Here is a 26,454-nt window from a genome sequence, read left to right as displayed (position 1 = left end):
GCCTGACATGCACGCCTTGAGTTTTGTTCTGGGGATTCCGTTGCTGGGTGGCCTGGTGCTGGCGCTGGTGGGGCACCAGCCGCGTGCGCGGGATGTCAATGTGGGTTTCAGTCTGTGGACCTTTCTGGCCTGCTGTGTCATGACCTACGAGGTGATTGAGGGCGGGCCGCAGTTTCTCTGGGCCAAACAGTTTTATATCGACCCACTCAACGTGTTTTTGGTGACCCTGACCGCTTTTGTCAGCCTGACCACCGCGATTTTTTCGCGCCCCTACATGCGCGTCGAGCAAGACCACGGCAAGATGACGCCCAAACGCATGCGCCTGTACCACAGCATGTACCAGCTGTTTGGTTTCACCATGCTGCTGGGCCTGACCACCAACAATCTGGGCATCATCTGGGTGGCGATGGAGGCGGCCACACTCACCACGGTGCTGCTGGTCAGCGTCTACCGTACCCCGGCCAGCCTGGAGGCGGCTTGGAAGTACTTCATCTTGTGTGGCGTGGGTATTGCGCAGGCGCTGTTTGGCACGATCCTGGTCTACATGGCGGCTGACAAGGTGCTGGGCTCGGAACACGCCACGCTGTTGTGGACCAACCTCTCGGACATCAAAGGCCAGCTGGACCCGACCATCATGTCGCTGGCCTTTGTTTTCCTGCTGATTGGGTACGGAACCAAGATTGGTCTGGTGCCCTTGCACAGCTGGCTGCCCGACGCGCATGCCGAGGGCCCGACGCCGGTGTCGGCGGTGCTCTCTGGCCTGCTGCTCAATGTGGCGATGTACGCGGTACTGCGCTGCAAGGTGCTGACCGACGGCGCCTTGGGCACCCAGATGGCGGGCCAGCTGATGATGGGGTTTGGCCTGTTGTCGGTGGTGGTGGCGGCGTTTTTTATCTCGCGCCAGAAAGACGTCAAGCGCATGTTTTCGTACTCGAGCATCGAACACATGGGCCTGATCACCTTTGCTTTTGGCATGGGTGGGCCGATTGCGAGCTTTGCCGGGCTGCTGCACATGACGGTGCATTCGCTCGTGAAGTCCGCGATCTTTTTCACCGTGGGCCACGCCACGCAAAAGGCGGGCACCCAGACCATGAGCGAGATCCGCGGCCTGATCAAGGTCAACCCGACGGTGGGCTGGGGCCTGATGCTGGGGGTGATGGCGATTTTGGGCATGCCGCCATTTGGGGTGTTTGCCAGCGAGTTTCTGATTTTGACCACCGCCATGCGCGAGCAGCCCTGGGCCACACCGTTCCTGTTCTTGGCGCTGGGCGTGGCCTTTGCCTCGATGCTGATCCGGGTGCTGCCGATGGTGTTTGGCGACACCAGCCTGAAACGGCTGGCCCACCCGCCCGCGCTGGTGCCGGTGTTTGTGCACCTGGGCCTGGGCCTGGTGTTAGGCCTGTACATCCCGCCTTACCTCAACGGCTGGTATGTGGCCGCCGCACGCATGATGGGAGGTTAACGCCGTGAAGATCCCGGGTCTGGATGTTGAATTTGCCGCCTTGCCCGCACCGGTGCCGGTGTGGTTTGGCCAGGTCACGTCGGCGCAGTGGGTCACAGCCGCCAGCGCGGTGCGTGAGCACGGTGGCCGACTGGTGGCGCTGTGGGCTTCTGGTGCTACTTTTTCAGAAGCTGTTAGCCCAAGTGATAAAAGGGCTAGAGCCATATTTGTGGCTTATGTCACGCTGGAAGGCCTGTTTTGGCTGGAACTGACGCTGGGCACCGATGGGTGTTATCCGGACCTGTCGGCGCTGTTCCCAGCGGCCTCACGCATGCAGCGTGCCGCCGCCGATCTGTCGGGTGTTCACGCGGAAGGTGCAGCGGACCAGCGGCCCTGGCTCAACCACGGCGCCTGGGCGTTTGACCACCACCCGCTGTTACAAGACCCGGTGCATCTGCCGCCACTAGCGCCGGGTGCCCTGAAGGATTACCCGTTTGTGCGGGTGGAAGGTGATGGTGTGCACGAGATTGCTGTGGGTCCGGTGCACGCGGGCATCATCGAGCCGGGTCACTTCCGCTTCTCGGTGGTGGGTGAAAAGGTGCTGCGCTTGGAACAGCGCCTGGGCTACACCCACAAAGGCATTGAGCAGCGCATGACCCAGCTGCCGGTGCTGCAGGCCTACCGGCTGGCGGGCCGGGTCTCGGGTGACAGCACCGTGGCTTATGCCTGGGCCTACTGCATGGCGCTCGAATCGATCTGCCGCACCCAAGTCACGCCACGTGCCGCCTGGTTACGTGCCCTGCTGCTAGAGTGTGAACGGGTTGCCAACCACCTGGGGGATCTGGGCGCGCTGGGCAATGACGTGGCTTTTGCTTTTGCGCTGGCGCAGTTCTCGCGCTTGCGCGAGGACTGGTTGCGCGCCTGCAAAGTAACTTTTGGCCACCGGCTCATGATGGACAGCATCGTGCCCGGTGGGGTCCAAGCGGACATCAACGCAGCGGGGTTGACCCAGCTGCTGAGCTGTTGTGACGCGGTCCTGACCGATGTGAAAAAGCTGTATGACGTGTTTGAGGCCCACGCCGGGCTGCAAGACCGCTTCATCAACACCGGGCGGGTGCGCCCCGAACTGGCGGCGCAGCTGGGACTGACGGGTTTGGCCGGTCGTGCCAGCGCCCAGGCCTGGGACCTGCGTTGTGACCACCCGTTTGAGCCCTATGACCAGTTGCGTGTGGTGATGGCTGGCCACACACGGGGCGACGTGGGCGCGCGCGCCCTGGTGCGTTTTCAGGAAGTGTTGGAGTCGATCCGACTGGTTGAGCGTTTGCTGCGTGAAATGCCCGAGGGCCCAGTTTGTGTGGATGTGGCCTTGCCCCAGCAAGCCGCGCGCGGTCTGGGCTGGGTCGAAGGCTGGCGCGGCGAGATTGTGGTGGCGCTTGAACTTGAGGGCGCCGATGTGGGCCATCGCATCAGCCGCTGCCACCTGCACGACCCGTCCTGGCAAAACTGGCCAGTGCTCGAGCACGCCATTCTGAAAGACATCGTGGCCGACTTTCCGCTCATCAACAAGTCCTTCAACCTTAGTTACTCAGGGCAAGACCTATGAGGCACATGCCATGATCTGGAAAGTTGTCCGTCAGATTGCCAACGTGGGTATTGCCACCGAAGCTGCGCCTGACATTGGTGAAGATAACCAGGCGGAGGCCTCGCGTATTCAGGCCGAGTTGCTATCTATTTTGGGTGATGCTCTGGCCATCCGCGAGGTGGATGCGGGCTCCTGCAACGGCTGCGAGATGGAGATCAATGCGCTGGGCAACCCCTACTACAACATCGGTGGCTTGGGTATCCGGTTTGTGGCCAGTCCGCGCCACGCCGACCTGCTGCTGGTCACCGGCCCGGTGTCGCGCAACATGGAGATGGCTTTAAAACGCACCTATGAGGCCACGCCCGAGCCCAAGCTGGTGGTGGCCGTGGGTGACTGCGCCTGCAACGGCGGTATTTTTGGTGAGAGTTACGCCACCTGTGGCCGGGTTGACAAGGTGATCCCGGTCGATGTGATGGTGCCGGGCTGCCCGCCCGAGCCTGTGGACATTTTGCGAGGCATCCTGCAGGCGGTGCGGCGACGGGTGAAGTAGGCGCAGCCAGAGTGGACGGTTTTGGCGGGGCGCCTGTCACGACCGAAGTGGTTCAAGCCGGTCTTTTTTTGACGACCTTGTTGCGCAGCGTGACAAACTCTTCCGCTGCTGAGGGGTGCAAGGCCACGGTGGCGTCAAAGTCGGCTTTGGTCGCACCCATGTGAAGCGCAATCGCCAGGCCCTGGATGATTTCGGGCGCATCCGCCCCCACCATGTGGGCGCCCAACACCCGTTGGCTGGCACTGTCCACCACCAGTTTGACCAGCGTGCGTTCATCTGAACCCGACAGCGTGTGACGCAGGCTGCGAAATGTGCTGCTGTAAACGTCGATCTCGCCAAACTGGGCCAGTGCCTGAGCCTCGGTCAGGCCAACGGTGCCGATCGGTGGTTGGCTGAACACGGCCGATGGCACGGTGCGCAGGTCGGCGCTGACCGGTGCCGGGCCAAAAAGGGTGTTGGCCAGCGCCGCACCTTCGCGAATGGCCACGGGCGTGAGTGAAATGCGCTGGGTCACATCACCCACCGCGTGCACACTGGGCAGGTTGGTGTGGCCAAACGCGTTGACCTTGACTCCGCCTTTGTCGTTCAACGCCACCCCGACTTCTGCCAAACCCAAACCCTGGGTGTTGGGCACCCGGCCGGTGGCGTACAACACCGCGTCAACCAACAGCGGCGCGGCTTGCGCATCCACCAGCCTGACAGACAAGCTGCCGTTGGCCAGTTTTTCAATCTGCGCCACGTCCTGGTTCAGCAGAATGGTGATGCCTTTTTTGACCATCTCGGCCTGCAAGTGCGCCGCCACCTCGTTATCAAAACCGCGCAAGATGTGTTGGCCCCGGTAACACAGGGTCACGTGTGCTCCCAGGTCGTGCAGGATGCCAGCAAACTCCACCGCGATGTAACCACCCCCCACAATCAGCACCCGCTTGGGCAACTGCGGCAACTCAAACACCTCGTTGGAGGTGAGGGCGTGTTCGATGCCGGGTAGGGCTGGCAAATAAGGTGTGCCACCGGTGGCGATCAGGATGTGTTGGGCACGGACGTGCTGGCCGTTCACCTCAACGGTGTGTGGGTCCAGCAGACGTGCGTTGCCATGCAACACCGTGACCTTGGAGCCCAACAGGTTGTTTTCGTAAATGCCGCTGAGGCGGGCGATTTCCTGGTTTTTAGCCGCAATCAACTGCGGCCAGGAAAACTCGGCAGGTGGCACGGTCCAGCCAAAACCTTTGGCGTCGGCAAAGTCTTCGGCAAAGTGGGCGGCGTACACCAGCAGTTTTTTGGGCACACAGCCCCGGATGACACAGGTGCCACCGTAACGAAAGCCCTCGGTGATCGCCACCCGTGCGCCCAGACCCGCGGCGACGCGCGCAGCGCGCACACCACCCGAGCCACCCCCTATGACAAAAAGCTGGTAGTCATACGAGGTCATGTGTGTTCCGTGGGGCAAAACGTGTGGCTCAAGAGTCCGCAAAGCTCAGTGGTGGACACCCAGCTGTTCCTTGAGGTCCCACTCGGCCCGGATATGGCCAATGCAATCGAGCACCGAGTCAAATGCCCGCACCACGGCCGGATCAAAGTGGCTGCCTGAACTGTCCCGAATGGTGGCAATCACCTTCTCCAGTGGCCAGGCTGCTTTGTAGGGGCGCTTCATTGTCAAGGCATCAAACACATCTGCCAGAGCCACCACACGGGCTGATACCGGGATTTCCTCACCCGTCAAGTTGTCGGGGTAACCGCTGCCGTCCCAGCGCTCATGGTGGTGCAGGGCGATGCCTGCCGCCATCTGAAATACCGGCTCATCACTCTTGGACAAAATGTCGTGGCCGATACGGGAGTGGGTCTTCATTTGTGTCCACTCATTGGCATCGAGTTTGCCGGGCTTCTTGAGGATGGCATGGGGGATGCCAATCTTGCCGGTGTCGTGCATCGGTGCCGCCAGTTCAATCAGCTCACATTGCTCTTTGTTGAGGCCATAGGCCGAGGCGATCACGCCGGCATAGGCGGCCATGCGCCAGATGTGCACACCGGTGTCGGTGTCGTTGAAGTGACCCGCTTCTCCCAGCATGTGGATGGCGTCGCGATGACTCTTGTCGAGCCGGCTGGCCCGAACCAGTGACAAATGGGTGTTCACCCGCGCCCTCAATATGGGTCTGGAAATCGGTTTGACGATGTAGTCGACACCACCGCTGGCAAAACCCTCTTCCTCGTGACCGGCGTCTGCCAGGCCCGAGATAAAAATCACCGGAATGGCTTCGGTGCGTGGGTTGGCCTTGAGTTGGCGGCACACCGCATAACCGTTCATGTCCGGCATCTGAATGTCCAGCAGGATCAGCGACGGCAGGTGTTTGGTGGCAGCGGCCAGTGCCTCTGCGCCATTGCGGGCAAACAGCAGGCCGTAGTCGTCACTCAAGGCTGCCTCCATCACCGCCAGATTGAGCGGCTCGTCATCGACCATCAGTATCGGATTTGTCGTCATCAGGGTTCCTGTCTCAGAGCAGCCAACTGTTTACGCAGTTCATGTGTGGCGGTTTCACCCGCCCGGAAATCATAGTTGTCCAAAGCAGCCTGTATCTGGGCCAGACGTGCGCTGGGTACCAGCGTGCCCAACTCAGCCAGGGCCTGTCGGACTTCCTTGGCGCTGTCGCTGTGCCAGGCGTCTTGCAGCTTGGTGATCAGTGCCTCAATCGCGCCCGCGTCTTCTGGCCGGACATCGGGCGCAGCAAACAAGACCTCTTCGGGTGCAAAACGCCCAATACTAACCAACACACGATCCATCGCAACCTGTAGTGTTGTAAAGCCATCGGCGTGACCCTCGCCGACACGCACCGCTGCTTCCAGCTCGGCGGCGCTGGTGGCCACATCCAGCAGCGCCATGTTGGCAGCCGCCCCTTTGAGTTTATGCAACAAAGCGGCGGCCTGTGTGTTGTCCAGGGATGCTAACTGGTCAACCACATCGGCGTATTTGCTGGCAAACAGGCGCAAGAAGCGTTGGTAGGTGGCTATGTCCCGCCAGATGGCCAGACCTCTGGACAGGGCAATGCCGGGCAGTTCCTCCAGCGGCATCTCCGGCGAAGGGCGGGCATCGGTCGTGGCCTGTGCCGCAGGTACCACCACATGTCCCGTGAGTTTCACAATCAGGGCAACCGCAGTGTCCACGTCAAAAGGTTTCGAGATGAAACTGGTCATGCCTGCCTCGTGGGCCAGTTCCTGCTGGTCACGAAACGCACCCGCCGTCAAGGCCACAATCGGCAACTCGGACAGAGCCGGTATGCGGCGGATCTGGTGGGTGGCCTCATAACCGTTGAGGACCGGCATCTGGACATCCATCAACACCAGGTCGACCGCATGGTCGTGGTCTTGCAACCAGTCCAAGGCCTCCTGGCCATTGTTGGCCAGGCTGACCTGTGCACCTTCACTGGCAAAAATACGTTGGGCCACCTCCCTGTTGATGTCGCTGTCATCCACCACCAGGATGCGCAGGCCAGCCAGACGTGAGTGGCTGTGGGCCGGGGTCTGTATTTCAGCGCCACGACGCACCCGCATGGCACGTGTGACGGCGTCATCGAGCGTGGAGGGTGTCACCGGCTTGCTCAAGATTGCATCGGCCAGATGGGCCTGCGGGTGGCCAAGCAGTTCGTCGTTGGCGTAGGCCGTGACCAAAATCACAATCGGGTCAGCTTGCCCGGACTGGCCCTCGCGAATGGCCCGGGCGGTTTCCAGTCCGTCCTTGCCAGGCATCTTGAAGTCCAGCAGCAACACTTCTGGCGACGCCGTCAATGGTGGTCTTGACTTCAGGTGGTCAATCACCTCGTCGCCAGACTCAAAGGCGCTGGCGCGCCAACCCAAGCCATCCGCAATCGTGTGCAGGGCTGCCCGTGCAATGGCGTTGTCGTCGGCAATCACCACCGACAGGTGTGCCATGTCCGTTGTGGCTGGCGGCGCATCCTCGATGCGTTGAAACGTCAGGACAAACCAGAATTCACTGCCGCTACCCAGCACACTGGTCACTTTCAACTCACCACCCATGGCCTCCACCAGTCGCCGACTGATGGTCAACCCGAGTCCGGTGCCACCGAACTGGCGGCTGATGGACCCGTCCGCTTGTGAAAACTCCGCAAATATTTCCTGCTGCTGCTCTGGGGCAATACCGATCCCTGAGTCACTGACCGCAAAGCGCAACGTGATGCTGTCACTGGTTTCGTGCAACTTGATGATGTTGAGTGCCACATGGCCCTGTGCGGTGAACTTGATGGCGTTGCCCGTCAGATTGATCAGCACCTGCTCCAGCCGCAGTGAGTCACCGATGAGCTGGCTGGTGCCGATCGGTGTGGGCGCGATGATGACCTCCAGGTCCTTGTCACGCGCATTGGTCGACATGATGCCGGCCAGGTTGTTGAGGATGTCTTCCAGCCGGAACGGGGCAGATTGCAGGTTCAGCTTGCCCGACTCGATCTTCGAGAAGTCCAACACATCGTTGAGCATGCCCATCAAGGAGGTGCTGGACTGGCGTATCTTGTGCACCAGGTCACTGGCGTCGCCCGGCAGGCTCATCTTCGTTTCCAGCAGGTAGGACAGTCCCAGAATGGCATTCATGGGTGTGCGCAGTTCATGGCTCATATTGGCAATGAAGGCACTTTTGGCCAAGGTAGCTGCCTCTGCTGCATGCATGGCCTTGTCCAGCGTTTGTTCGGCCTGTTTGTGCTCAGAAATGTCGGTGTAGGTCAACAGTTTCCAGCCGTTGGACATGGGCACACCACAGACCTCCAGGAAAACACCATTGGCCTGTTGCCGCTCAAACTTGACGGTTTGTTGTGTGACCATGGCCTGGGTAAAAAAGCCCAGCACCTCGTTGAAGGTCCGATCTGCGTAGTCTCCACGGGCATGGTTGAACGCGATCATGTCGCTGAAGCTGACCTGCCCGGGCTCAAAAAAGTCCGCCGGGTAGTCCAGCAGCTGCGACACCCTGCGGTTTTTGAGTGTGACGTGGCGCGTCTCGTCCAGCACAACCACGCCGTAGGGCAGGGTCTCGACCACTTCCTGGAGCAGGTTGTTCAAGGTTTTGATCTGGTGGGTCTGGGCCTTGTGTTCGGTGTTGTCAACCATCGAACTACGGGTAAACAAGGGCTCACCGTTCGGCCCTCTCACCAAGTTGGCATCGATCACCACAGGACGGACAAACCCATCCTTGTGGACAAAATCGAATTCGAGGTTTCTGACATACCCTGATGCAAGGAATCGTGGATAGCTTTCTTTGAAGACCTGCACACTTTCAGGTGTCATGAATTCATGCAACTGGCGTCCAATGAGTTCCTCTTCGGTGTAGCCCAAGAGTTTCAGTTCGGTCTGGTTAACGCGCAGGACCACGCCCTCGGGCGATAGCGAGTGGTAACCACAGGGTGCCTGGTCATACAAGTCAAGAACCTCTCGTGTGCGTTCAGCCACCTTGGACTCAAGGTCTTCGTTGAGTCGCTTGAGGTCCTCTTTGGCGGCGATCAGGCCGTCATGCATCCGCTTGCGTTCGGTGATGTCGTGGCCCAGGCCCAGCACCCCGATGACCTGGCCCTGCGCATTGCGCACCGGGGTTTTGGTGGTCTCCAGCAACTCCCGGTGACCGTCAGACGCAAAAGTGACCCATTCTTCGTTGGTACAGGGAACCCCTTTTTGCATGGCCAGCTGGTCGTTTTTGCGGAAAAAGTCGGCCAGTTCCTTGTCCACAAAGTCGTAATCGGTCTTACCAACAATGTCCGCCTCGGCTGCGCCAAAAAGCTGCTCAAAGCGCGAGTTGCAGGACAGATAGACACCTTTTGTGTCTTTGAGCCAGACCAGGTCAGGAATCGCCTGGAAAAGCGCACGCATCTGCAGCTCGCTGGTGATCAGCCGCTGCTCCGCCTGTTTGCGTTCGGTGATGTCGCGTGAGATGCCAAACAGCCCGATCACCATGCCATCCGCATCACGCAGCGGACCTTTAGTCACCAGGAAAGTCCTCTCGCCCATGGTGGTTGCGACGGTTTCCTCGAAGCTGATGACCCGGTCTTCTGACATCACCCGCTGGTCGTTGGCGCGGATCATGGTGGCCTGGTTGGGGAACAAGGCTGCGTCGTCTTTGCCCAGTGCCTTGTCGGTGGTTTGGCCGAGCAAACGCGCTGTTTCCTGGTTGAACAGCAGGTAGCGTCCTTCGGTATCTTTGGCATAAATGGCGTCCGAGGAACTTTCGACGATGTTGTCCAGCAGACGCCGAATGGCTGCACGGTCTTTTTGAACCGTCAGCTCGCGCTCCGAGATATCTTGCGCCCGAATCTGCATTCTTCGGATCAAGCCGTATAGCATCAGGGTGGTGACCGCCACAAACAACCACCCTTTGGCAATGCTGATACGGCTGATCATCACCGGGTCACTGACCAGCCAACTCACCAGGTTGTCGGACACGAGTATCCAGAAGCTGGCAAACGCCGCGTAAATCAGGATGATCCGTTTGGCGGCGGTGGCGGAGTAACTGGTGTTCTCCACGTGCGCAGGCAACTGGGTGGCAGGCTTTGACATGAGCAATTGTCTGAACGACCTCTCCGAACTCCATGTGTCACCTGATGCTACACCACACGCTGGCGCACTCAAAGCTGCTGCGATGGCTGTGCAAGAGGCCGTGGCCGAACTGTGGGTTCCATGTCAACGGGTGGGGTCAACTTCGCCTGCAGAGCCCATCTGGCTGCGTTTGATCAACTCCCAGCGGAAATCTGCCGGCATTGTGCCCACATGGTCACGAGAGAGACTCTGAAATGGACGAGAATGGCCCTCTGATTTTGGATATGTCTGTTTTGAGTGTCTCTCATGAGTTCTGACCTTCGATTTTTGATAGTAGATGACTTTTCCACCATGCGTCGCATCATCCGAAACCTGCTCAAAGAGAGCGGGTTCGTGAATGCAGATGAAGCCGAAGACGGTGCGGTGGCTTGGCGCATGCTCCAGAACGGTCACTTTGACTTTGTGGTGAGCGACATCAACATGCCCAACATGAACGGCTTTCAGCTGCTGGCCGAGATCAAGAAAGACGACAAGCTCAAACACATCCCCTTTTTGATGGTGACGGCCGAAGCCAGAAAAGAAGACATTGTTCTGGCTGCTCAGCAGGGTGCTGCTGGCTACATTGTCAAACCCTTTACCAAGGCGGTTCTTGAGGAGAAGGTGATGAACATCCTCAAGCGCCTGGGTTTGTAAGCCTTGCCCCTTTTTTAACGCGCCCGGCGGCCCACGGCCAGCGCAACAAGCACCAGACCCGCTGCCACGGCAAACGTGGCGTGTAGCCCTGCGGCCATTTGCTCGGGGCGGGCTATTGCTAGTTCGGTCGCGCCTGACCCAGCCACAAACACCGCGCCCATTACCGAGGCACCGGTGATCAGCCCCAGGTTACGCGACAGGCCCAGCAGGCCGGACACCACACCCCGCCGCTCAGCTGGCACATCACGCATCACTGCGGTGTTGTTGGCCGCCTGAAACAGTGCATACCCGGCGGTGACCACCACCAGCGGCAAGACGTAGCCTGCTACACCCCAAGCCATGGGCAGCAGCGCCAACAGGCTCGAACCCACCAACATGGCGGCCAGCCCGCACAGACCCATGGTGTGGGCGCCCAAGCGGTCTACAAATCGACCCGCCGGAACACCCGTCAATGCCGCCACCACCGGCCCGACCGACATCACCAGACCCACGCGGGTTGTTTCCAGCTGCAGCGCACCCGACAGGTAAAACGGCCCCACCACCAGCGTCGCCATCACCACTGTGGTCACCAGGGCACTCATGGCAAAGCCCGCGCTCCATACCGGGTTGCTGAACATGGCCCCTCGGATCAAGGGGGCGGCCGCCCGTTTCTCCACCCACACAAATACGCCCGCTCCCAACACAGCCGCCAATAACAACGCCGCGTTGAACCAGCCCAAATTGCCGCGTCCCAGCGTCATGGCCAGTGCATACATCACCAGTGTCAGCGCCAGCAGCAGCGTGCCTGGCCCATCAAAACTGGCCCAGGCCGGTTTTGGCCCCGAACGATCCACGGGCAGATAACGCCGCGCCAAAAAAAAGGTCAGCACACCCAGCGGCACGTTGACCCAAAAGATGGCCTGCCAACCCCAGTTGCCAATCAACACACCGCCCAGCGTGGGCCCAAGTGCGGTGCCCACCGCCGACATCGTGCCCAACAAACCCATGGCGCTGCCGGTTTTGTTTTTGGACACGGCTTCACCTACCAGCGCCATGGTCAGCGCCATCAGAATCGCTGCTCCCAGGCCCTGCAGTGCCCGCGCGGCGATCAGCAGCCAGAGTGTGGGGGCGGCAGCGCACAAGCTTGAGGCTACAGTGAACAGCCCGATACCCGCCAGCAACAGCCGCCTGCGGCCAAGCATGTCACCCAGCCGACCGGCACCCACAATCAGGCTGGTGATGGCCAGCAGGTAGGCCAGCACCACCCACTGCACCGCCTGAAATGACACACCAAACACGTGCGCCAAAGTTGGCAGCGCCACGTTGGTGATGCTGGTGCCCAGCGAGGACAACAACATGGCCATCGACAGGCTCAGCAGAACCCATTGAACCGCAGGTTTTTTTTGCACCGCGCCATCGGTCTGTGTTGGAGTTTTAAAAATCATGTTGGGCTCAGTTCTGAAAGGTTGATGTCTGGATCGTAGGGACGGCAGTGCCAGAGCGGAAGGCGCTACATTTGCACTGTGTGATTGCGTCTGACGCCAGTTATCAGCGCCCAGCCCACCCCATGTCCACCCCTGATCTGAACCAACTTGTCACGCTGGACGTGTTGCTTGCCGAAGGCAATGTGACGCGCGCCGCGCAAAGGCTGCACCTGAGCCCGTCTGCCATGAGCCGCGCCCTGGCGCGCCTGCGTGAGACCCTGGGCGACCCGCTGCTGGTCCGGGCCGGGCGCGGCCTGGTGCCCACCCCCCGCGCGCTGCAACTGCGTGCGCAGGTGAGTCAACTGGTGCAAGGCGCTCAGGCGGTATTGCGCTCCGCCGAGTTGCTGGACCTGTCACAGCTGGTGCGCACCTTCACCCTGCGGGTCAGCGACGGCTTCACCGAGAACTTTGGCCCGGACCTGATCAAGCGCGTTAACCAGCAAGCACCTGGCGTGCGGCTACGTTTTGTGCCCAAGCTCGACAAACACAGCACCGCCTTGCGCGAAGGCAGTGTGGACCTGGAAACCGGTGTGGTGGGCGACGACACCGGCCCGGAGGTCCGCACCCGTGTGTTGTTCCATGACCGATTTGTGGGTGTGGTGCGCCTAGGCCATGCGTTGTGCCAGGGTGAGATTACACCTGCCCGTTATGCGGCAGGCCAACATGTGCTGGTGTCGCGCCGGGGTCTGGACAAGGGGGTGATGGACGAGGCCTTGTCCGCGCAGGGGCTGGCGCGGGTGATTGGCGCTTACGTTGGCGGTTTTTCAGCCGCACTGGCCATCACGCGCGCCACCGACCTGATCACCACCGTGCCCGAGCGCCACACCGGCAAGTTGCGCGCGGAGATGTTCAGCTTCGCCCTGCCGGTGCCCGCACCCGAGATCACCGTGTCCATGCTCTGGCACCCGCGTATGGATGGGGATGCCGCGCACCGCTGGTTGCGGGGGTGTGTGTTGGAGGTGTGTGGGGAGGCGAGCGGTGATTTGGTGAAACCGTGGTAAAGAAGCTGGTTTAGGCAGCTTCGGCCAATCAGCAATATCACCCATCTTGAATCGCCCCGGTTTTCGTGGAGGCTGGATAGTTAAAGTGAAACCGGGAATTCGGTCTTCTGGGCAAGTTGCCGGTAGAAGTTGGCCTCAGCCTCGGCAAGTGGAATATACCCAATAGGCTCCAGCAGCCGATGGTGGTTGAACCAGTGCACCCACTCCAGGGTAGCCAGTTCCAGAGACTCTTTGGTTTTCCACGGGGCCCGGCGGTGAATCAACTCAGCCTTGCTACCCACCGAAGGTTCTATGCCTGCCCGAGCCAGACGCTTGGTGTACAGGATGGAGACATACTGTGAGCCCCTGTCTGTGTGGTGGATCAGTGCATTTTGTTCGGGCTGACGGTCATACAAAGCCTGCTCCAGGGCGTCGAGCATAAAGTCCGTACGCATGGAACTGCTGACACGCCAGCCCACTATGCGCCGGGCAAAGATGTCAATGACAAAGGCCACATACTGCCAGCCCTGCCAGGTGCTGACATAGGTGAAGTCTGATACCCAGAGCTGGTTGGGCCGATCCGCTTTGAACTGCCGATGGACCTTATCCAGTGGGCAAGGCCTTGTCTGGCACCGTGGTGCGAACCACTTTGCCACGGTGCTCTTGCACCATGCGTACGGCGCGTTCGCGCACTTCCGGGGAAAAACGGTTTGACTTTTTGCTCATGGTTCCATCTTCTCAAAGTGTGGAGCCTCCTCAATTCCCAGGGCGATTCACTTTGAAGCCTTGGTATTGAGACCCTAACGCTTTGGTGCGAGCCCGATCAGGCAAAAAAAAGCCAGCGTGAAGCTGGCTTTTTTGAGTGAGTCGGAAACGACTTACTTGGCCATGTCCACACCGTAGAAGGAATGACGGCCAAACGGGCTCAGCTTGAAGCCAATGACTTCCTTGCGCACCGGTTTGATCTGCACCGCGTGGGCGATGGTGAACCAGGGGGCTTGTTCCTTGAAGATCACCTGCGCTTTTTCGTACAGCTTGGCACGCTCAGCCGGGTTGGACACCACCTTTGCTTTTTGCACCAGGTCTTCAAACGGCTGGTAGCAGAACTTGGCCACGTTGGAGCCATTGTTCTTGGACGCAGCACAGCCCAGCAGGGTGTTCAGGAAGTTGTCCGGGTCACCGTTGTCACCGGTCCAGCCCAACATACCCATTTGGTGTTCACCCGACTGCATGCGCTTGCGGTACTCACCCCATTCAAAGCTCTTGATTTCAGCCTTGATGCCCACCTTGGCCAGGTCTGCCTGCATCAGCTCGGCAATACGTTTGGCGTTCGGGTTGTAGGGGCGTTGCACGGGCATGGCCCACAGGTCAGTGGTGAAGCCGTTGGCCAGGCCAGCAGCAGCCAGCAATTTCTTGGCTTCTGCGGGGTTGTAGGCGTCGTCCTTGACAGACTTGTTGTAAGACCACTGGGTGGGTGGGATCGGGTTGGTGGCAGGAACACCTGTGCCCAGATACACCGCATCCACAATCGCCTTCTTGTCGATGGCCATGTTCACGGCTTTGCGCACACGCACATCGTCAAACGGCTTCTTGGTGGTGTTGTAGGCCAGGTAACCCACGTTCAGGCCAGGTTGTTCCATCACGACCACATTCGGGTCTTTGCGGATGGCGGGCAGGTCAGCTGGGTTGGGGTAGGGCATGACATGGCATTCACCCTTTTGCAGCTTGGCCCAACGCACCGATGCATCGGGGGTGATGGAGAAGATCAGGTCATCGATCTTGGCCTTGCCAGCCCAGTATTGTGGGAAGGCCTTGTAGCGGATGATGGCGTCTTTCTGGTATTGCACCAGCATGAAGGGGCCGGTACCGACCGGTTCCTGGTCAATCTTTTCGGGGGTGCCAGCCTTGAGCATGGCAATCGCGTATTCCTTGGACTGGACACCGGCGAACTGCATGGCCAGGTTGGACAGGAACGGTGCTTCAGGCGCATTCAGGGTGACCTTGACGGTGTAGTCGTCCACCTTGTCCACGGACTTCAGCAGCTTGGGCATGCCCATGTCACCAAAATAAGCGTGGTTGGCGCTGGTGACCTTGAAGTAAGGGTCGTTTTCTTTCCACTGCCGCTCAAACATGAACAACACGTCATCGGCGTTGAAGTCGCGGGTGGGTTTGAAGTTTTTATTGGATTGCCATTTCACACCTTTGCGCAGGTGGAAGGTGTATTCCATGCCATCTTTGGAGACATCCCATTTTTCGGCCAGCCCGGGTACCACTTTGGTGCCACCACGTTCGAAGTCGACGATGTTGTCGTAGATCTGTTCACTGACGTCAAACGAGGTGCCGGTGGTGTTGATGCTGGGGGCAAAGTTTTCCGGGCTGCCTTCCGAGCAGTACACCAGGGTTTTGGCCGAGACCGGCGACAGAGCCAGCAGAGCTGGCAGCGCCAACGCACACAGTGCAGTTCGCTTCAGCGGGAATTTGGTCAATGTCGTCGCAATGGAAATGGTCATCTTGTGGACTCCTGACAGGTAGATGCTGCTTAAGCAGCGGGTTTGATGAATTGTTCAGCCAGATGACAAGCAACTTTCCTGCCAGCCAGCTCTCTCAGAATCGGACGCTCCGCTTGGCATTGTGCAGTGACATGCGGGCAGCGGGTTGAGAAAACGCAACCGCTCGGGGGATTCAGTGGCGACGGCAGCTCCCCTTTGAGCACAATGCGTTGCTTGGACACCCCAGAGCCCACCATACCCGGTGTGGAGGCCAGCAGTGCCTGGGTGTAGGGGTGCAAGGGCTGGGCAAAAATGGTGGCCTTGTCACCTTGTTCCATGGCGTGGCCGAGGTACATCACCAGCAGATCGTCGGCAATGTGGCGCACCACCCCGAGATCGTGCGAGATGAACAGGTAAGCCAGACCCAGTTCGCGCTGCAGATCGGCCAGCAGGTTCAGCACCTGGGCCTGGATCGACACGTCCAGTGCCGAGACCGGCTCGTCAGCCACGATCAGAGCGGGCTTGAGCATCAGCGCGCGTGCGATGGCGATACGCTGGCGCTGGCCACCCGAGAACATGTGCGGGTAGCGGTCATAGTGCTCGGGGCGCAGACCCACCAGGGCCAGCATGGAGCGGGCCTGCTCGGCGCGGTGGGCGGGGGACAGGTCGGTGTTGATCTCCAGAGGCGCCTCCAGAATGGCACCAATCTTCTTGCGTGGGTTGAGCGACCCATACGGGTTCTGGAACACCAACTGCACCGTGCGCCGCAGGGCATGGCGCTCTTTGGCACTGGCGGCCATCACATCGACCTGGCCCAGTTTCAGGTCACCTGCGGTTGGGGCTTCAATGAGCGACACCATGCGTGCCAGGGTGGACTTGCCGCAGCCAGATTCACCGACCACCGCCAGCGTTTTGCCGGCACGCACGGTGAACGACACACCGCTGACAGCCTGCAGGTGATCGGCAGCCCGAAATGCACCATGGTTGATTTTGTAAACCTGTTTCAGGTCACGCGCGACCACCACCGGCTCATCGGCCAGGTTGGTGGTGTGTTGGGAATGGGGAGACTGACTCATGCTGCCACTCCTTGTGCAGCAGGCGATGTTGCGAGTGGTGTGTGGCAACGCACCAGCCCGTTTTGCCAGTCGCGCAATGCGGGTCGCTGTTCACGGCAGTGGGCATTGGCATACGTACAACGCGGCGCAAACAAGCAGCCGCTGGGTCGGTCAAACAGGCCCGGCACCATGCCAGGAATGGTGGCCAGACGTGTCGCGCCATCACTGCGCTCGGGCATGGCCGCCAGCAGGGCGTCGGTGTAAGGGTGTTGCGGGGTCTCAAACATGGCTTGTGCGCTGCGTTCTTCCATGATCTGGCCGGCGTAAATCACAGCCACACGTTGCGCCATCTCGGACACCACGCCCATGTTGTGGGTGATCAGCACCAGCGCCATGTTGCGTTCCTTCTGCAGGTTACGCAGCAGGTCCAGGATTTGGGCCTGAATGGTCACATCCAGCGCCGTGGTTGGTTCATCTGCTATCAAAAGTTTCGGGTTGCAGGCAATGGCCATGGCAATCATCACGCGCTGGCTCATACCGCCCGACAACTGGTGCGGGTAGACGCCCAGGCGGCTCTCGGGCGCCGGGATGCCCACTTGTTCGAGCAGTTCGATAGAGCGTTTGCGGGCTGCCGCCTTGTCCATGCCCATGTGTAACTTCAAGGTCTCCGCCATCTGAAAGCCCACCGTAAAACAGGGGTTCAGACTGGTGGTCGGGTCTTGAAAAATCATCGCCATGTCTTTGCCGATGAGTCGGCGGCGATCACGGTCTGACAGTTTGAGCAGGTCGTGGCCGTCAAACACCAGTTTGTCGGCCTTGATCTGGCCCGGGTAGGACACCAGACCCATCAGGGCCATCATGGTCACGCTTTTGCCGGAGCCGGACTCGCCCACAATACCCAGCACGTCGCCTGCTTCCAGGGACAGGCTCACGCCGTCCACGGCGTGCATGACTGCGGTCTTGGACGGGAACCTGACCGACAGGTTTTGAATTTCCAGAAGTGCCATCTATAACTCTTTCAGCGTTTGAGTTTGGGGTCAAACGCGTCGCGCAGGCCGTCACCCAAGAGGTTGAAGGCCAGCACCGTGATCAAAATTGCCAGACCGGGGAAGGTCACCACCCACCAGGCGCGCAACACAAATTCACGCGCGTCGGCCAGCATGGTGCCCCACTCGGGTGAGGGCGGTTGTGCACCCAGGCCCAGAAAGCCCAGGGCAGCGGCGTCCAGAATGGCGGTCGAGATGCCCAGCGAAGCCTGGACGATCAGTGGTGCGGTGCAGTTGGGCAGCACCTCGCTGAACATCAGCCGCAGGTGCCCAGCGCCGTTCATGCGCGCCGCCGTCACATAGTCGCGCGACATTTCGGAGATCACTGCGGCACGGGTGATACGCACGTAATGTGGCAACACCACAATCGCCACCGCCAGCATCGCGTTCATGAGACCTGGGCCGAGGATGGCCACGATCACAATCGCCAGCAGCAGGCTGGGCAGGGTCAGGATGATGTCCATCAGGCGCATCACGGCCACCTCGAACACGCCACGGAAATAGCCAGCAGTGAGACCCAGCACGGTGCCCAGCGTCACCGACAGCGCCACCACCGCCAGGCCAATGGCCAAAGACAGGCGGGCGCCGTGGATCAGGCGGGACAGGATGTCGCGGCCAATCGCGTCGGTACCGAGCAGGTGGGCACTTGAGCCACCTTCCTGCCAGGCCGGTGGCACCAGGAACACGCTGGGGTCGGTGATGTCGGGGGCGTACGGTGCAATCCAGGGCGCAAAAGCAGCCATCAGCAGCACCAGCAACACAATCACCAGGCCACCCACGGCGCCTTTGTTGGTTGAAAAATAGTCCCAGAACTCGCGCAGGGGATGCTGGGGGGTATGAGAAATAGGTTCGGCAAGCGTCGTCATGGTCAAGGGCCTGTTTAATGCCGAATGCGCGGGTTGATGATGCCGTAGGTCACATCCACCAGCAGGTTGATGATCATTACCATGCCGCCCAGCAGCAAGATGCCGCCTTGCAGCACGGGGTAGTCACGCCGGCCAATGGCTTCGATCATCCATTTGCCCACGCCGGGCCAGGAAAAAATGGTTTCGGTCAGGATCGCGCCGGTGAACAACACACCGATCTGCAGCCCAATCACGGTGATCACAGGGATCAGCGCATTGCGCAGGGCATGTAAACCCACCACCCGAAGGTTGGACAGGCCCTTGGCGCGTGCGGTGCGGATGTAGTCCTCACCCAGCACTTCGAGCATGGCAGAACGTGTCATGCGTGCAATCACCGCCAACGGGTTGGTGCCCAGCACAACCATCGGCAAGATCAGGTGGGTGACAGCGGACCAGAAAGCGTCTTTGTCGCCAGCCAACCAGGTGTCGATCAGCAGGAAGCCGGTCACCGGCTCAATGAAATACTGCACCGAGATGCGACCAGACACTGGTGTCAGATCCAGTTGCACCGAAAACAGCAAAATCAGCAACAGACCCCACCAGAAAATCGGCATCGAATAACCGGTCAGGGACACCCCCATCACGCCGTGGTCGAGAAAGGTGTTGCGTTTGACGGCGGCCAAAATGCCTGCCGGAATGCCCACGATGAGGGCGAACAACATGGCGCACACCGCCAGCTCCACCGTGGCTGGAAACAGGGCTAGGAATTCGTCGAGCACCGGGCTGTGGGTGATGATCGAGTTACCCAGGTCACCTTGGAGCACACGGCCGATGTAGATGCCGTATTGCACCATCACCGGGCGGTCCAGACCATAGGCCTTGAGCAACTCGGCGTGACGTGCTGCGTCAATGCCCCGTTCCCCGGCCAGGGTTTCAATGGGATCACCGGGCACCATCCGGATCAGGAAGAACGCTACCAGCGTCATGCCGATGAAGGTCGGGATGATCAGACTGAAGCGGGTTAACAGGAAACGAAACATCGCAGACTTTGATTTTTATGATGAACCCAACGTCTTGACACGGAAAAAAAGCCGACGTGATGTCGGCTTTTTCATGCTGCCAAGGGGATCGATTATTTCAGATTTATTTAAGGTGTTTACCGATCAACCCGGCCATCTCAAACATGGTGACCTGTGCTTTGCCAAACACTTCCTTGAGTTTGGCATCGGCATTGATCAAGCGCTTGTTAACAGCGTCTTGCAGTTTTTGCTTTTTGATGTAGACCCACAACTGCTTGACCACTTCGGTACGTGGCAGAGGCTTGCCACCCACAACAGCTGCCAAAGCGGCGCTCGGGGTCAGGGCCTTCATGAAGGCAGCATTGACGGTGCGTTTTTTGGCGGGCGCTTTTTTGGCAGCGGCTTTGGGGGCTGCGGCTTTGGGGGCTGCGGCCTTTTTAGCCGGTGCGGCCTTCTTGGCGGGTGCTGCTTTGGCAGGGGCGGCCTTGGCGGCAGCTTTGGCTGGTGCAGCCTTCACGGCTTTGGCGGGTGCTGCCGCTTTGGCAGGAGCCGCCTTTTTTGCCGGTGCCGCTGGCACAGCCTTGGTGGCTGCCGCTTTTTTTGCGGGTGCGGCTTTGGGGGCTGGAGCAGCTTTTTTTGCTGGCGCTTTGGTTGCAGTTGCCATGGTGTTTTGTCCTATTGGAAGTTGATCAATCACCAGCAAGAAAAGCTCATCTGCTGGTTGTGCCGGATGCTACTGGAGAAAAACCCCTTTTCCAAGGGGAAAAGCGAGAAATATGGCCTGTTGCTTACGTTTTTTGTAGCGTGATGCCCCACAGTGGTGCCGTACGGTGGCCAGTGGCCCGTTTGAAGGGCTCGTCAGGGCGCGCGCGTGCCTACAATTTTCCATTTTTGAGGGGGATCACGATGCGTTTAATTCCACTGACTTGTGACCTGTGTGATGCGCACAAACAGGCGTCTCCCGAGGTGTTTGCGGTGTTGCCGCCGGTGTTTCGCGACTTTGGGGCACGCCTGGCTTTTGCCGGGCCGGTGAGCACGGTCAAATGTTTCGAAGACAACTCGCTCGTGAAAGCCGCAGTGGAGAGCCCCGGCTGGATTGACACGCCCGAGGGGCGCGCGGCCAAGGTGCTGGTGGTGGACGGTGCGGCCTCCTTGCGCCGTGCGCTGCTGGGCGGCAATCTGGGCGCTGCTGCAGCCCGCAATGGCTGGGCCGGGATGGTGATCAACGGTTGTGTGCGCGATGTGGCCGAGCTCGCTCAGCTGGACCTGGGCATCCGCGCGCTGGCCTGTGTGCCCATGCCCACCGACAAACACAACCAGGGCTTGCGTGATGTGCCGGTGCAGATTCAGGGTGTCTGGGTGCGCCCGGGCGACTGGTTGTACGCTGATGCCGATGGCATGGTGGTGAGCGCCACGCCCTTGGGCTGAGCCGGGCTCAGGCCTTGACCGGCGTGGCGCGTGCCGGCAGTGTGGCCAGCACCACCCCTGAGAGGCACAGCGCAAACGCCAGCAGCTGCCAGCCACTGAGTGATTCACCCAGCACCAGCACACCCACGGCGGCGGCCGAGATCGGCAGCATCACGGTGAACACACCGGCCTGCGACGCGGGCACGGTTTTCAGACCGGTCATCCACAACCACACTGTCCAGACGCTGGCGGCCAGTGCGTAGAACACCAGCAGCAGCCAGATGGGCAGCGTCACGCCCGAGAAGTCAAAGGCCCAGGCCGCGTACAGGCCCATCGGGGTCATCAGCGCAAACCCCCACAGGTTGATCAGTGCTGTGATGCGTTTGGGTGACACCGTGCCGGTGAGTTTTTTGCCAATCACCGCATACGCGGCCTCACACACCACCGCCCCCATCACCAGCAGATTGCCTAGCCACGATGTTTTATGAGCCAAATTGGCATCTAGCCCTTGTATTGCATGGGCAGATAGCTCTGATTTCGAGAGTGAGAACAGGCCGATGCCCAGCGCCGCCAGCACAATCGCCAGCGCCACGCGGCGGCTGATGCGCTCACGCAGGAAAACCCAGCTCAGCAGCGCCACCACCGCCGGGATCGCTGCCAAAATGACGCCCGCTGAGACGGCGGTGGTCAGGCTCACGCCAAACAGCATACAGATCGTGAACAAAAAATTGCCCAGGAAGGATTCGAGAAAAATCAGCTTCTTTGTCGAGCGGCTCATCGGCGCCTCATTGGCGGGTTTGACCAGCCAGTGCGGCATGGCCAGCGCCCCAATGCCAAAACGCAGCCAGGCCAGCAAAAACACCGGCAGCACCGCCGCCAGCGGCTTGCTCAGCGCCACATAACTGCCCACCAGCGACATGCTCAGGGCCAGGAACACACAGGCCAGCCACAGAGGCGGCGCAGCAACAGCTTTCAAAGTCATGGGGAGCACTCGTTCACATCAAAGCCCTGGATGATGCCCGAAATAGTGGGCCCATCCGGGGCGCTGATCAGGCCATGTCAGTGCCCAAATTCCTGCTTGGGCCGGACTTTGTGAAAACTGATTGGCACACCCTGGCTGGCTGCGGCCAGCTCCTGGCGTGACTGCTTGGCCACCGCTGGTTTCATCTTGCCCATGACATGCATCTCGCAGGGTTTGCAGTCAAAACGCAGGGTGAGTTTTTCTTTGCCGTTGACGAGTTGTAACGGCTCTGCTTTGACAAAACCCTGCACACCGGTCACGCCCTTGGCCTGTTTGGGGCACAGGCTCAAAGAAAAGCGCACACAGTGTTTGGTGATCATCAGGCTGACTTCGCCCATCTCCTGCACTGCTTCATACGCTGGCGCGATCACCTTGACGCCGTGTTTGGCGTAAAAGCTGCGGGCCGCTTTGTTGAACACATTGGCCAGGTAACTCAAGCTGTCTTCGGGGTAGGGCGCGGGTGGCGCCACGGGCAGGGCACGTGGCAGGCGGGTGAAGGCAGCCACGCGGGCTGCTTCCAGCTGCGCCACGGCATCGCGGCGCAAGCTGTTGAGCAGGGAGCTCGGCAACACAATGGCCTCAAATCGGCCTCTAGCCCAGGTTACGTCAGTGCTGATGGCTATGAAATTGGTCGTTCCCAGGCGGCCCAGCTGATTGCGGATCTGTTCCAACGCAGCGTCTGTATCCAGCGCCGCTTGCCGCTGCGACGCGGGGAAGGGCTGCTGCACCGTGGCGCTGTGGCCATCTTCGTCGGTCAGGGTTAGGTGCACGTCTTCAGCTTGTACCTGCAGGTTGATCCAGAGGCCGATGCGCCGGTCGCTTGACTTCTTGTCGAGCTGGCGCAGCCAATGCACATCGCGGTTGCGGTTGACTTCCAGCCCTGCGCGCAGGTCTTTGAGCGTGTCCATCGCGTCTTTGGGAAACACCCGCCAGCGCGCTTTTTTGGCGCTGATCAGTTCGGCGCGGTTGATGGCCAGGCCCACCAACTCTTTTTGCAGGTCGTAGTAACACAGGCCGTCGCCGTTGTGCAACTCGGTGTAACGGCTGCTCAGTTCCAGCTCCACCCAGTTCGGGCCGGTCAACAACACGTGGCCAATCGGTTGGCCCGGGTTTTTGGGTGAGTCAAAAGCGCCGATGTCATCCTGGCGGCCGTTGACAAAGTAGTCGGTGAATTCGCGGTTGAAGTTCTGGTTCGGGTCGGGTGTGAAACTGAAGGTGGTTTTGCCGCTGCTGGCGCGGGCCAACGGCTGCTCCGAGTGTTGGCGCGCTTCAATCAGCTCATCAAGCAGGGTGCGGTAGTGCGCAGTGATGTTTTTGACATAGGCCATGTCTTTGTAGCGGCCTTCGATCTTGAAGCTGCGCACCCCGGCGTTGACCAGCGCAGCGATGTTGTCGCTCTGGTTGTTGTCTTTCATCGAGAGGACGTGTTTGTCATGGGCGACAAAACGGCCCTTGTCGTCGATCACCTGGTAGGGCAGGCGACAAGCCTGGCTGCATTCACCTCGGTTGGCGCTGCGCCCGGTGTGTGCGGCACTGATGTAACACTGGCCGCTGTAGGCCACACACAAGGCGCCGTGCACAAAAAACTCGATGGCGCATCGGCTGGGGTCGGTGGCGGCGCGGATGGCGGCAATCTGCTGCAGCGTCAGCTCACGCGCCAGCACAATCTGCGACAGGCCTGCGTCTTGCAAAAAACGTGCTTTCTCAGGCGTGCGGATGTCGGTTTGGGTGCTGGCGTGTAACTGGATCGGTGGCAGGTCCAGCTCCAGCAGGCCCATGTCCTGGATGATCAGCGCGTCCACCCCCGCGTCGTAGAGCTGCCAGGTCAGTTTTCGCGCAGGCTCTAACTCATCGTCACGCAGGATGGTATTGAGGGTGACAAAAATCCGGCTGTTGAACTGATGGGCATGTGCCACCAGACGGGCGATGTCGGCCACAGAGTTGTCGGCGCTGGAGCGTGCCCCAAAGCCGGGGCCGCCGATGTAGACGGCGTCGGCCCCGTGGTTGACGGCTTCGATGCCAATGGCGGCGTCACGCGCCGGGGCTAAGAGTTCAAGTTGGTGAGGGAGCAGGGACATGGCCCGAATTATCCCTGTGTGGGCCGGGCTGTGTTGCCCCTGCGGGTGATGGCCCCAGCGGCTTGTGCGGGGCATGGCCGGGGCCGTCTAGCGCCAGTGCAGCGAGTCGCGCTCCAACAAGCCGCCTTGGTGGGCACGCTGCTGGGCCTGGTACTCCTGCGCCTGCAGCCATTCCGGCGCACCGATGTCCTTGAGTGTTTCAGCATTCAGGCCGTCCAGTGCCGTCAAATGGCTCAGTTCCCGCCGGGCGCGCCGAGCCGCTTTCCAGGCCGCCCAGAAGCGGTGCACAGCACCGATCCAGCGTGGGATGAGGCTGGGTGTGCTGTCTTGTGGCAAAGCGCGGCAGGCACAGGGCTGGGCGAGGGTGTTCATGAGAATCTCCAGGGTTTGGTTGAAGGTTCTGGTAAGCTTATATGCCTAATCTTGTGCTGTATATCGATGATTTATGGATTGATTGTTCACTTATGCTTACCAATACATGTCAAGATTACCGCTGAACATCCTGCCGACCTTTCGTGTGGTGGCGCGCCTGGGCAACCTGCGTGCGGCCGCGCAGGAATTGCATCTGACCCACAGTGCAGTCAGCCAGCAGGTCAAATTGCTCGAAGAGCAGCTGGGTTTTGAGCTGTTTGACCGGCGTGGGCGGCGCATTGTGCTCAACGCCGCAGGCGCGGCTTTGCTGCGCCATGTGGAGCCTGCACTTGACCGCCTGGATGAAGGTTTACGCGCCGCCGTGGCGACGGCAAAGGGCGAGGCGCAGCGCATCCGCCTGAGTTTGCTGCCCTCCTTTGCGCAGCGCTGGTTGTTGCCACGTATGCCGCGCTGGCGTGAGCGCTACCCAGAGATCCATCTGGAGCTGCATACCTCCCAACAACTGGTAGATCTGGTGCGTGAGGGCTACCACGTGGCCTTGCGCCAGGGGCAGGGGCCATGGCGCGGCCTGCAAGCCGAACAGTTGGTGGACTCTCCCTTGGTGGTGCTGGGTTCTGCTGCAGCCGCACGTCGCTTAAAAGGCTGTTGTGTGGCCGACCTGGCAGAAGAGCCCCTGCTGGGCAGACCAGAACTGTGGGAGCGCTGGTTTGCCCTGGGGGGCTGGCGCGGCGAGGTGAGCCCAGTAGCCACCTTCAATGATGCCGGTTTGTTATTGCAGGCGGTGGAGCAAGACATTGGCATCGGCTTGGCGCGCGAGGTTCTGGCCGCTGATGCCTTGCGCGATGGGCGTTTGCTGCGTTTGTCACCCACAGCCTTGCCCGGAGATTCAGCCTACGCACTCTACTGGTGTGTTTTTCCACCAGAGCTGGACAACTGGCCACCCTTGGTCGCCTTTCGCGCCTGGTTGCAAGAGGAGCTGGCTTTGTCGCTGCAAGGCTTGGGCGACATGGTCGCGCCCAGCGATCCACCGTCTTAGGTCAAAAAAAACGCGGCCACTCGGGCCGCGCTTTTTTGGCATCAAAGGCTGTTGCCTTATTCGATGCGTGCTTTGGTGCGCAACTCGTTTTGGTAGTTGGCCAGTTTTTGCTGTTGCAGTTGCTGGGCGATCTGCGGTTTGACTTCCTCAAACTTGGGCAACTGGGCTTCACGCACATCGTCCAGGCGGATGATGTGGTAACCAAACTGTGACTTGACCGGGGTGTCGGTGGTCTTGCCCTTGGCCAGTTTGGTCAGGGCTTCGGCAAATTCGGTCACATAGTTGCCAGCGGGTGCCCAGTCCAGGTCACCACCGTTGACACCGGAGCCTGGATCCTTGCTTTCCTTTTTGGCGATGTCTTCAAACTTGGCGCCTTTTTTGAGCTTGGCGATGATGGCCTTGGCATCGGCTTCTTTCTCAACCAGGATGTGGCGTGCCTTGTATTCCTTGCCGCTGTTGGCTGCCGCAAACTTGTCGTACTCGGCCTTGATTTCTTCGTCGGTGACGGCGTTGGTCTTCTGGAAGTTGGTGAACAGGTCACGGATCAGGATGGTCTGGCGTGCCAGGTCCATCTGCACCTTGTAGTCTTCGGTGGTGTCCAGGCCTTGTTTCTGGGCTTCCTGGATGAAGATTTCGCGGGCGATGACTTCGTCCTTGATCTGTTTTTCGATGTCCGGCGTGACTTCACGGCCGGAGCGGGCGATTTGCTGGCTCAGCGCCTGGACACGGGCCAGCGGCACGGCTTTGCCATTCACGATGGCCAGGTTCTGGGCGTTCACCAAGGGAGACAGACCGGCCACCAGGGCAGCCAGTGCAAAACTTGCGACGAGTTTGTTTTTCATGGAAATTTCCTGCGTT

Annotated in this window: 21 protein-coding genes and 1 pseudogene; 7 read left to right on the top strand and 15 right to left on the bottom strand. The window is 60.0% G+C overall.

Features of this window, described 5'->3' with window-relative positions; genetic code table 11:
* Positions 1–7 precede the first annotated feature (7 nt).
* The 3 genes from RF819_RS03575 to RF819_RS03565 are packed head-to-tail and all read left to right on the top strand — an operon-like array spanning position 8 to position 3,573.
* A complete protein-coding gene (locus tag RF819_RS03575) occupies positions 8–1,462 on the top strand; it encodes a hydrogenase 4 subunit F (RefSeq protein WP_078363698.1) in 1,455 nt (484 codons plus the stop codon).
* 4 nt (positions 1,463–1,466) lie between these two features.
* Positions 1,467–3,044 carry a hydrogenase large subunit gene (locus tag RF819_RS03570; RefSeq protein ID WP_078363697.1) on the top strand — a complete coding sequence of 526 codons (1,578 nt, stop codon included), beginning with the start codon at positions 1,467–1,469 and terminating at the stop codon, positions 3,042–3,044.
* A gap of 13 nt (positions 3,045–3,057) precedes the next feature.
* Positions 3,058–3,573, top strand: a complete 516-nt coding sequence (locus RF819_RS03565) for an NADH-quinone oxidoreductase subunit B family protein (protein ID WP_078366752.1) — start codon at positions 3,058–3,060, stop codon at positions 3,571–3,573.
* Positions 3,574–3,625: 52 nt separating this feature from the next.
* Here the strand turns inward: RF819_RS03565 and gor are convergent, their stop codons facing one another.
* Genes gor through RF819_RS03550 form a run of 3 tightly spaced genes read right to left on the bottom strand, consistent with a single transcriptional unit; the run spans position 3,626 to position 10,113 of the window.
* Complete coding sequence (gor, locus tag RF819_RS03560; RefSeq protein WP_078363696.1) at positions 3,626–5,002, bottom strand: glutathione-disulfide reductase; 1,377 nt, start codon at positions 5,000–5,002, stop codon at positions 3,626–3,628.
* Between the two features lie 45 nt (positions 5,003–5,047).
* A complete protein-coding gene (locus RF819_RS03555; RefSeq protein WP_078363695.1) occupies positions 5,048–6,049 on the bottom strand; it encodes a response regulator in 1,002 nt (333 codons plus the stop codon).
* Positions 6,049–10,113 carry a PAS domain-containing protein gene (locus RF819_RS03550; protein ID WP_078363694.1) on the bottom strand — a complete coding sequence of 1,355 codons (4,065 nt, stop codon included), beginning with the start codon at positions 10,111–10,113 and terminating at the stop codon, positions 6,049–6,051. Before RF819_RS03550 ends, RF819_RS03555 begins: the two co-directional genes overlap by 1 nt.
* Positions 10,114–10,398: 285 nt before the next feature.
* On the opposite strand from RF819_RS03550, the gene RF819_RS03545 reads away from it, so the two are divergent.
* Positions 10,399–10,785, top strand: a complete 387-nt coding sequence (locus RF819_RS03545) for a response regulator (protein ID WP_078363693.1) — start codon at positions 10,399–10,401, stop codon at positions 10,783–10,785.
* 14 nt (positions 10,786–10,799) lie between these two features.
* Here the strand turns inward: RF819_RS03545 and RF819_RS03540 are convergent, their stop codons facing one another.
* Entirely contained in the window at positions 10,800–12,209 is a 1,410-nt protein-coding gene (locus RF819_RS03540) for an MFS transporter (protein ID WP_143541594.1), read from the bottom strand.
* Positions 12,210–12,331: 122 nt separating this feature from the next.
* Between RF819_RS03540 and RF819_RS03535 the strand changes: the two genes are divergently transcribed.
* Positions 12,332–13,249 (top strand): LysR family transcriptional regulator, encoded by a 918-nt coding sequence (locus tag RF819_RS03535; protein ID WP_078366750.1) that lies wholly within the window; start codon positions 12,332–12,334, stop codon positions 13,247–13,249.
* A gap of 80 nt (positions 13,250–13,329) precedes the next feature.
* Here RF819_RS03535 and RF819_RS03530 read toward each other — a convergent pair.
* The 7 genes and pseudogenes from RF819_RS03530 to RF819_RS03500 form a co-directional block, all read right to left on the bottom strand.
* Positions 13,330–13,885 (bottom strand): annotated as a pseudogene (locus tag RF819_RS03530) (IS3 family transposase); the annotation flags it as partial.
* 221 nt (positions 13,886–14,106) lie between these two features.
* Positions 14,107–15,738: an ABC transporter substrate-binding protein gene (locus RF819_RS03525; RefSeq protein WP_078363692.1), complete on the bottom strand. Its 1,632-nt coding sequence runs from the start codon at positions 15,736–15,738 to the stop codon at positions 14,107–14,109.
* Between the two features lie 29 nt (positions 15,739–15,767).
* Positions 15,768–16,793, bottom strand: a complete 1,026-nt coding sequence (locus tag RF819_RS03520) for a dipeptide ABC transporter ATP-binding protein (RefSeq protein WP_078363691.1) — start codon at positions 16,791–16,793, stop codon at positions 15,768–15,770.
* Positions 16,790–17,779: an ABC transporter ATP-binding protein gene (locus RF819_RS03515; protein WP_078363690.1), complete on the bottom strand. Its 990-nt coding sequence runs from the start codon at positions 17,777–17,779 to the stop codon at positions 16,790–16,792. The genes RF819_RS03520 and RF819_RS03515 overlap by 4 nt, the downstream gene beginning before the upstream one ends.
* Positions 17,780–17,790: 11 nt before the next feature.
* Complete coding sequence (locus RF819_RS03510) at positions 17,791–18,684, bottom strand: ABC transporter permease subunit (protein WP_078363689.1); 894 nt, start codon at positions 18,682–18,684, stop codon at positions 17,791–17,793.
* 14 nt (positions 18,685–18,698) lie between these two features.
* The gene (locus RF819_RS03505; RefSeq protein WP_078363688.1) at positions 18,699–19,703 is read right to left on the bottom strand and encodes an ABC transporter permease subunit; all 1,005 of its coding nucleotides are present in this window, start codon (positions 19,701–19,703) and stop codon (positions 18,699–18,701) included.
* A gap of 103 nt (positions 19,704–19,806) precedes the next feature.
* A complete protein-coding gene (locus RF819_RS03500; protein WP_078363687.1) occupies positions 19,807–20,346 on the bottom strand; it encodes an SWIB/MDM2 domain-containing protein in 540 nt (179 codons plus the stop codon).
* A 242-nt stretch (positions 20,347–20,588) separates the two neighbouring features.
* Here RF819_RS03500 and rraA point away from each other — a divergent pair, with 242 nt between their 5' ends.
* Positions 20,589–21,110 carry a ribonuclease E activity regulator RraA gene (gene rraA / locus RF819_RS03495; RefSeq protein ID WP_078363686.1) on the top strand — a complete coding sequence of 174 codons (522 nt, stop codon included), beginning with the start codon at positions 20,589–20,591 and terminating at the stop codon, positions 21,108–21,110.
* Positions 21,111–21,117: 7 nt separating this feature from the next.
* Here rraA and RF819_RS03490 read toward each other — a convergent pair whose 3' ends face one another.
* From RF819_RS03490 to RF819_RS03480, 3 genes are all read right to left on the bottom strand, one after another.
* Positions 21,118–22,071 (bottom strand): DMT family transporter, encoded by a 954-nt coding sequence (locus tag RF819_RS03490; RefSeq protein ID WP_078363685.1) that lies wholly within the window; start codon positions 22,069–22,071, stop codon positions 21,118–21,120.
* A gap of 77 nt (positions 22,072–22,148) precedes the next feature.
* The gene (locus tag RF819_RS03485) at positions 22,149–24,188 is read right to left on the bottom strand and encodes a peptidase U32 family protein (protein WP_078363684.1); all 2,040 of its coding nucleotides are present in this window, start codon (positions 24,186–24,188) and stop codon (positions 22,149–22,151) included.
* 87 nt (positions 24,189–24,275) lie between these two features.
* A complete protein-coding gene (locus RF819_RS03480) occupies positions 24,276–24,560 on the bottom strand; it encodes a hypothetical protein (protein WP_078363683.1) in 285 nt (94 codons plus the stop codon).
* A 106-nt stretch (positions 24,561–24,666) separates the two neighbouring features.
* On the opposite strand from RF819_RS03480, the gene RF819_RS03475 reads away from it, so the two are divergent.
* A complete protein-coding gene (locus tag RF819_RS03475) occupies positions 24,667–25,596 on the top strand; it encodes a LysR substrate-binding domain-containing protein (RefSeq protein ID WP_078363682.1) in 930 nt (309 codons plus the stop codon).
* A 56-nt stretch (positions 25,597–25,652) separates the two neighbouring features.
* Here the strand turns inward: RF819_RS03475 and RF819_RS03470 are convergent, their stop codons facing one another.
* Positions 25,653–26,438, bottom strand: a complete 786-nt coding sequence (locus tag RF819_RS03470) for a peptidylprolyl isomerase (RefSeq protein WP_078363681.1) — start codon at positions 26,436–26,438, stop codon at positions 25,653–25,655.
* Positions 26,439–26,454 lie beyond the last annotated feature (16 nt).

This window comes from Rhodoferax fermentans, from assembly GCF_002017865.1.
GTDB classification, from domain to species: Bacteria; Pseudomonadota; Gammaproteobacteria; order Burkholderiales; family Burkholderiaceae_C; genus Rhodoferax; species Rhodoferax fermentans.
This window is presented reverse-complemented; position numbering and strand designations above follow the sequence as displayed.

Coding starts and splice junctions, on each gene's coding strand:
- RF819_RS03535 (WP_078366750.1), top strand. CDS start 12,332: ATGTCCACCCCTGATCTGAACCAACTTGTCACGCTGGACGTGTTGCTT.
- gor (WP_078363696.1), bottom strand. CDS start 5,002: ATGACCTCGTATGACTACCAGCTTTTTGTCATAGGGGGTGGCTCGGGT.
- RF819_RS03545 (WP_078363693.1), top strand. CDS start 10,399: ATGAGTTCTGACCTTCGATTTTTGATAGTAGATGACTTTTCCACCATG.
- RF819_RS03575 (WP_078363698.1), top strand. CDS start 8: ATGCACGCCTTGAGTTTTGTTCTGGGGATTCCGTTGCTGGGTGGCCTG.
- RF819_RS03520 (WP_078363691.1), bottom strand. CDS start 16,793: ATGAGTCAGTCTCCCCATTCCCAACACACCACCAACCTGGCCGATGAG.
- RF819_RS03500 (WP_078363687.1), bottom strand. CDS start 20,346: ATGGCAACTGCAACCAAAGCGCCAGCAAAAAAAGCTGCTCCAGCCCCC.
- RF819_RS03515 (WP_078363690.1), bottom strand. CDS start 17,779: ATGGCACTTCTGGAAATTCAAAACCTGTCGGTCAGGTTCCCGTCCAAG.
- RF819_RS03485 (WP_078363684.1), bottom strand. CDS start 24,188: ATGTCCCTGCTCCCTCACCAACTTGAACTCTTAGCCCCGGCGCGTGAC.
- RF819_RS03550 (WP_078363694.1), bottom strand. CDS start 10,113: ATGTCAAAGCCTGCCACCCAGTTGCCTGCGCACGTGGAGAACACCAGT.
- RF819_RS03490 (WP_078363685.1), bottom strand. CDS start 22,071: ATGACTTTGAAAGCTGTTGCTGCGCCGCCTCTGTGGCTGGCCTGTGTG.
- RF819_RS03480 (WP_078363683.1), bottom strand. CDS start 24,560: ATGAACACCCTCGCCCAGCCCTGTGCCTGCCGCGCTTTGCCACAAGAC.
- RF819_RS03505 (WP_078363688.1), bottom strand. CDS start 19,703: ATGTTTCGTTTCCTGTTAACCCGCTTCAGTCTGATCATCCCGACCTTC.
- RF819_RS03555 (WP_078363695.1), bottom strand. CDS start 6,049: ATGACGACAAATCCGATACTGATGGTCGATGACGAGCCGCTCAATCTG.
- RF819_RS03510 (WP_078363689.1), bottom strand. CDS start 18,684: ATGACGACGCTTGCCGAACCTATTTCTCATACCCCCCAGCATCCCCTG.
- rraA (WP_078363686.1), top strand. CDS start 20,589: ATGCGTTTAATTCCACTGACTTGTGACCTGTGTGATGCGCACAAACAG.
- RF819_RS03525 (WP_078363692.1), bottom strand. CDS start 15,738: ATGACCATTTCCATTGCGACGACATTGACCAAATTCCCGCTGAAGCGA.
- RF819_RS03540 (WP_143541594.1), bottom strand. CDS start 12,209: ATGATTTTTAAAACTCCAACACAGACCGATGGCGCGGTGCAAAAAAAA.
- RF819_RS03475 (WP_078363682.1), top strand. CDS start 24,667: ATGTCAAGATTACCGCTGAACATCCTGCCGACCTTTCGTGTGGTGGCG.
- RF819_RS03470 (WP_078363681.1), bottom strand. CDS start 26,438: ATGAAAAACAAACTCGTCGCAAGTTTTGCACTGGCTGCCCTGGTGGCC.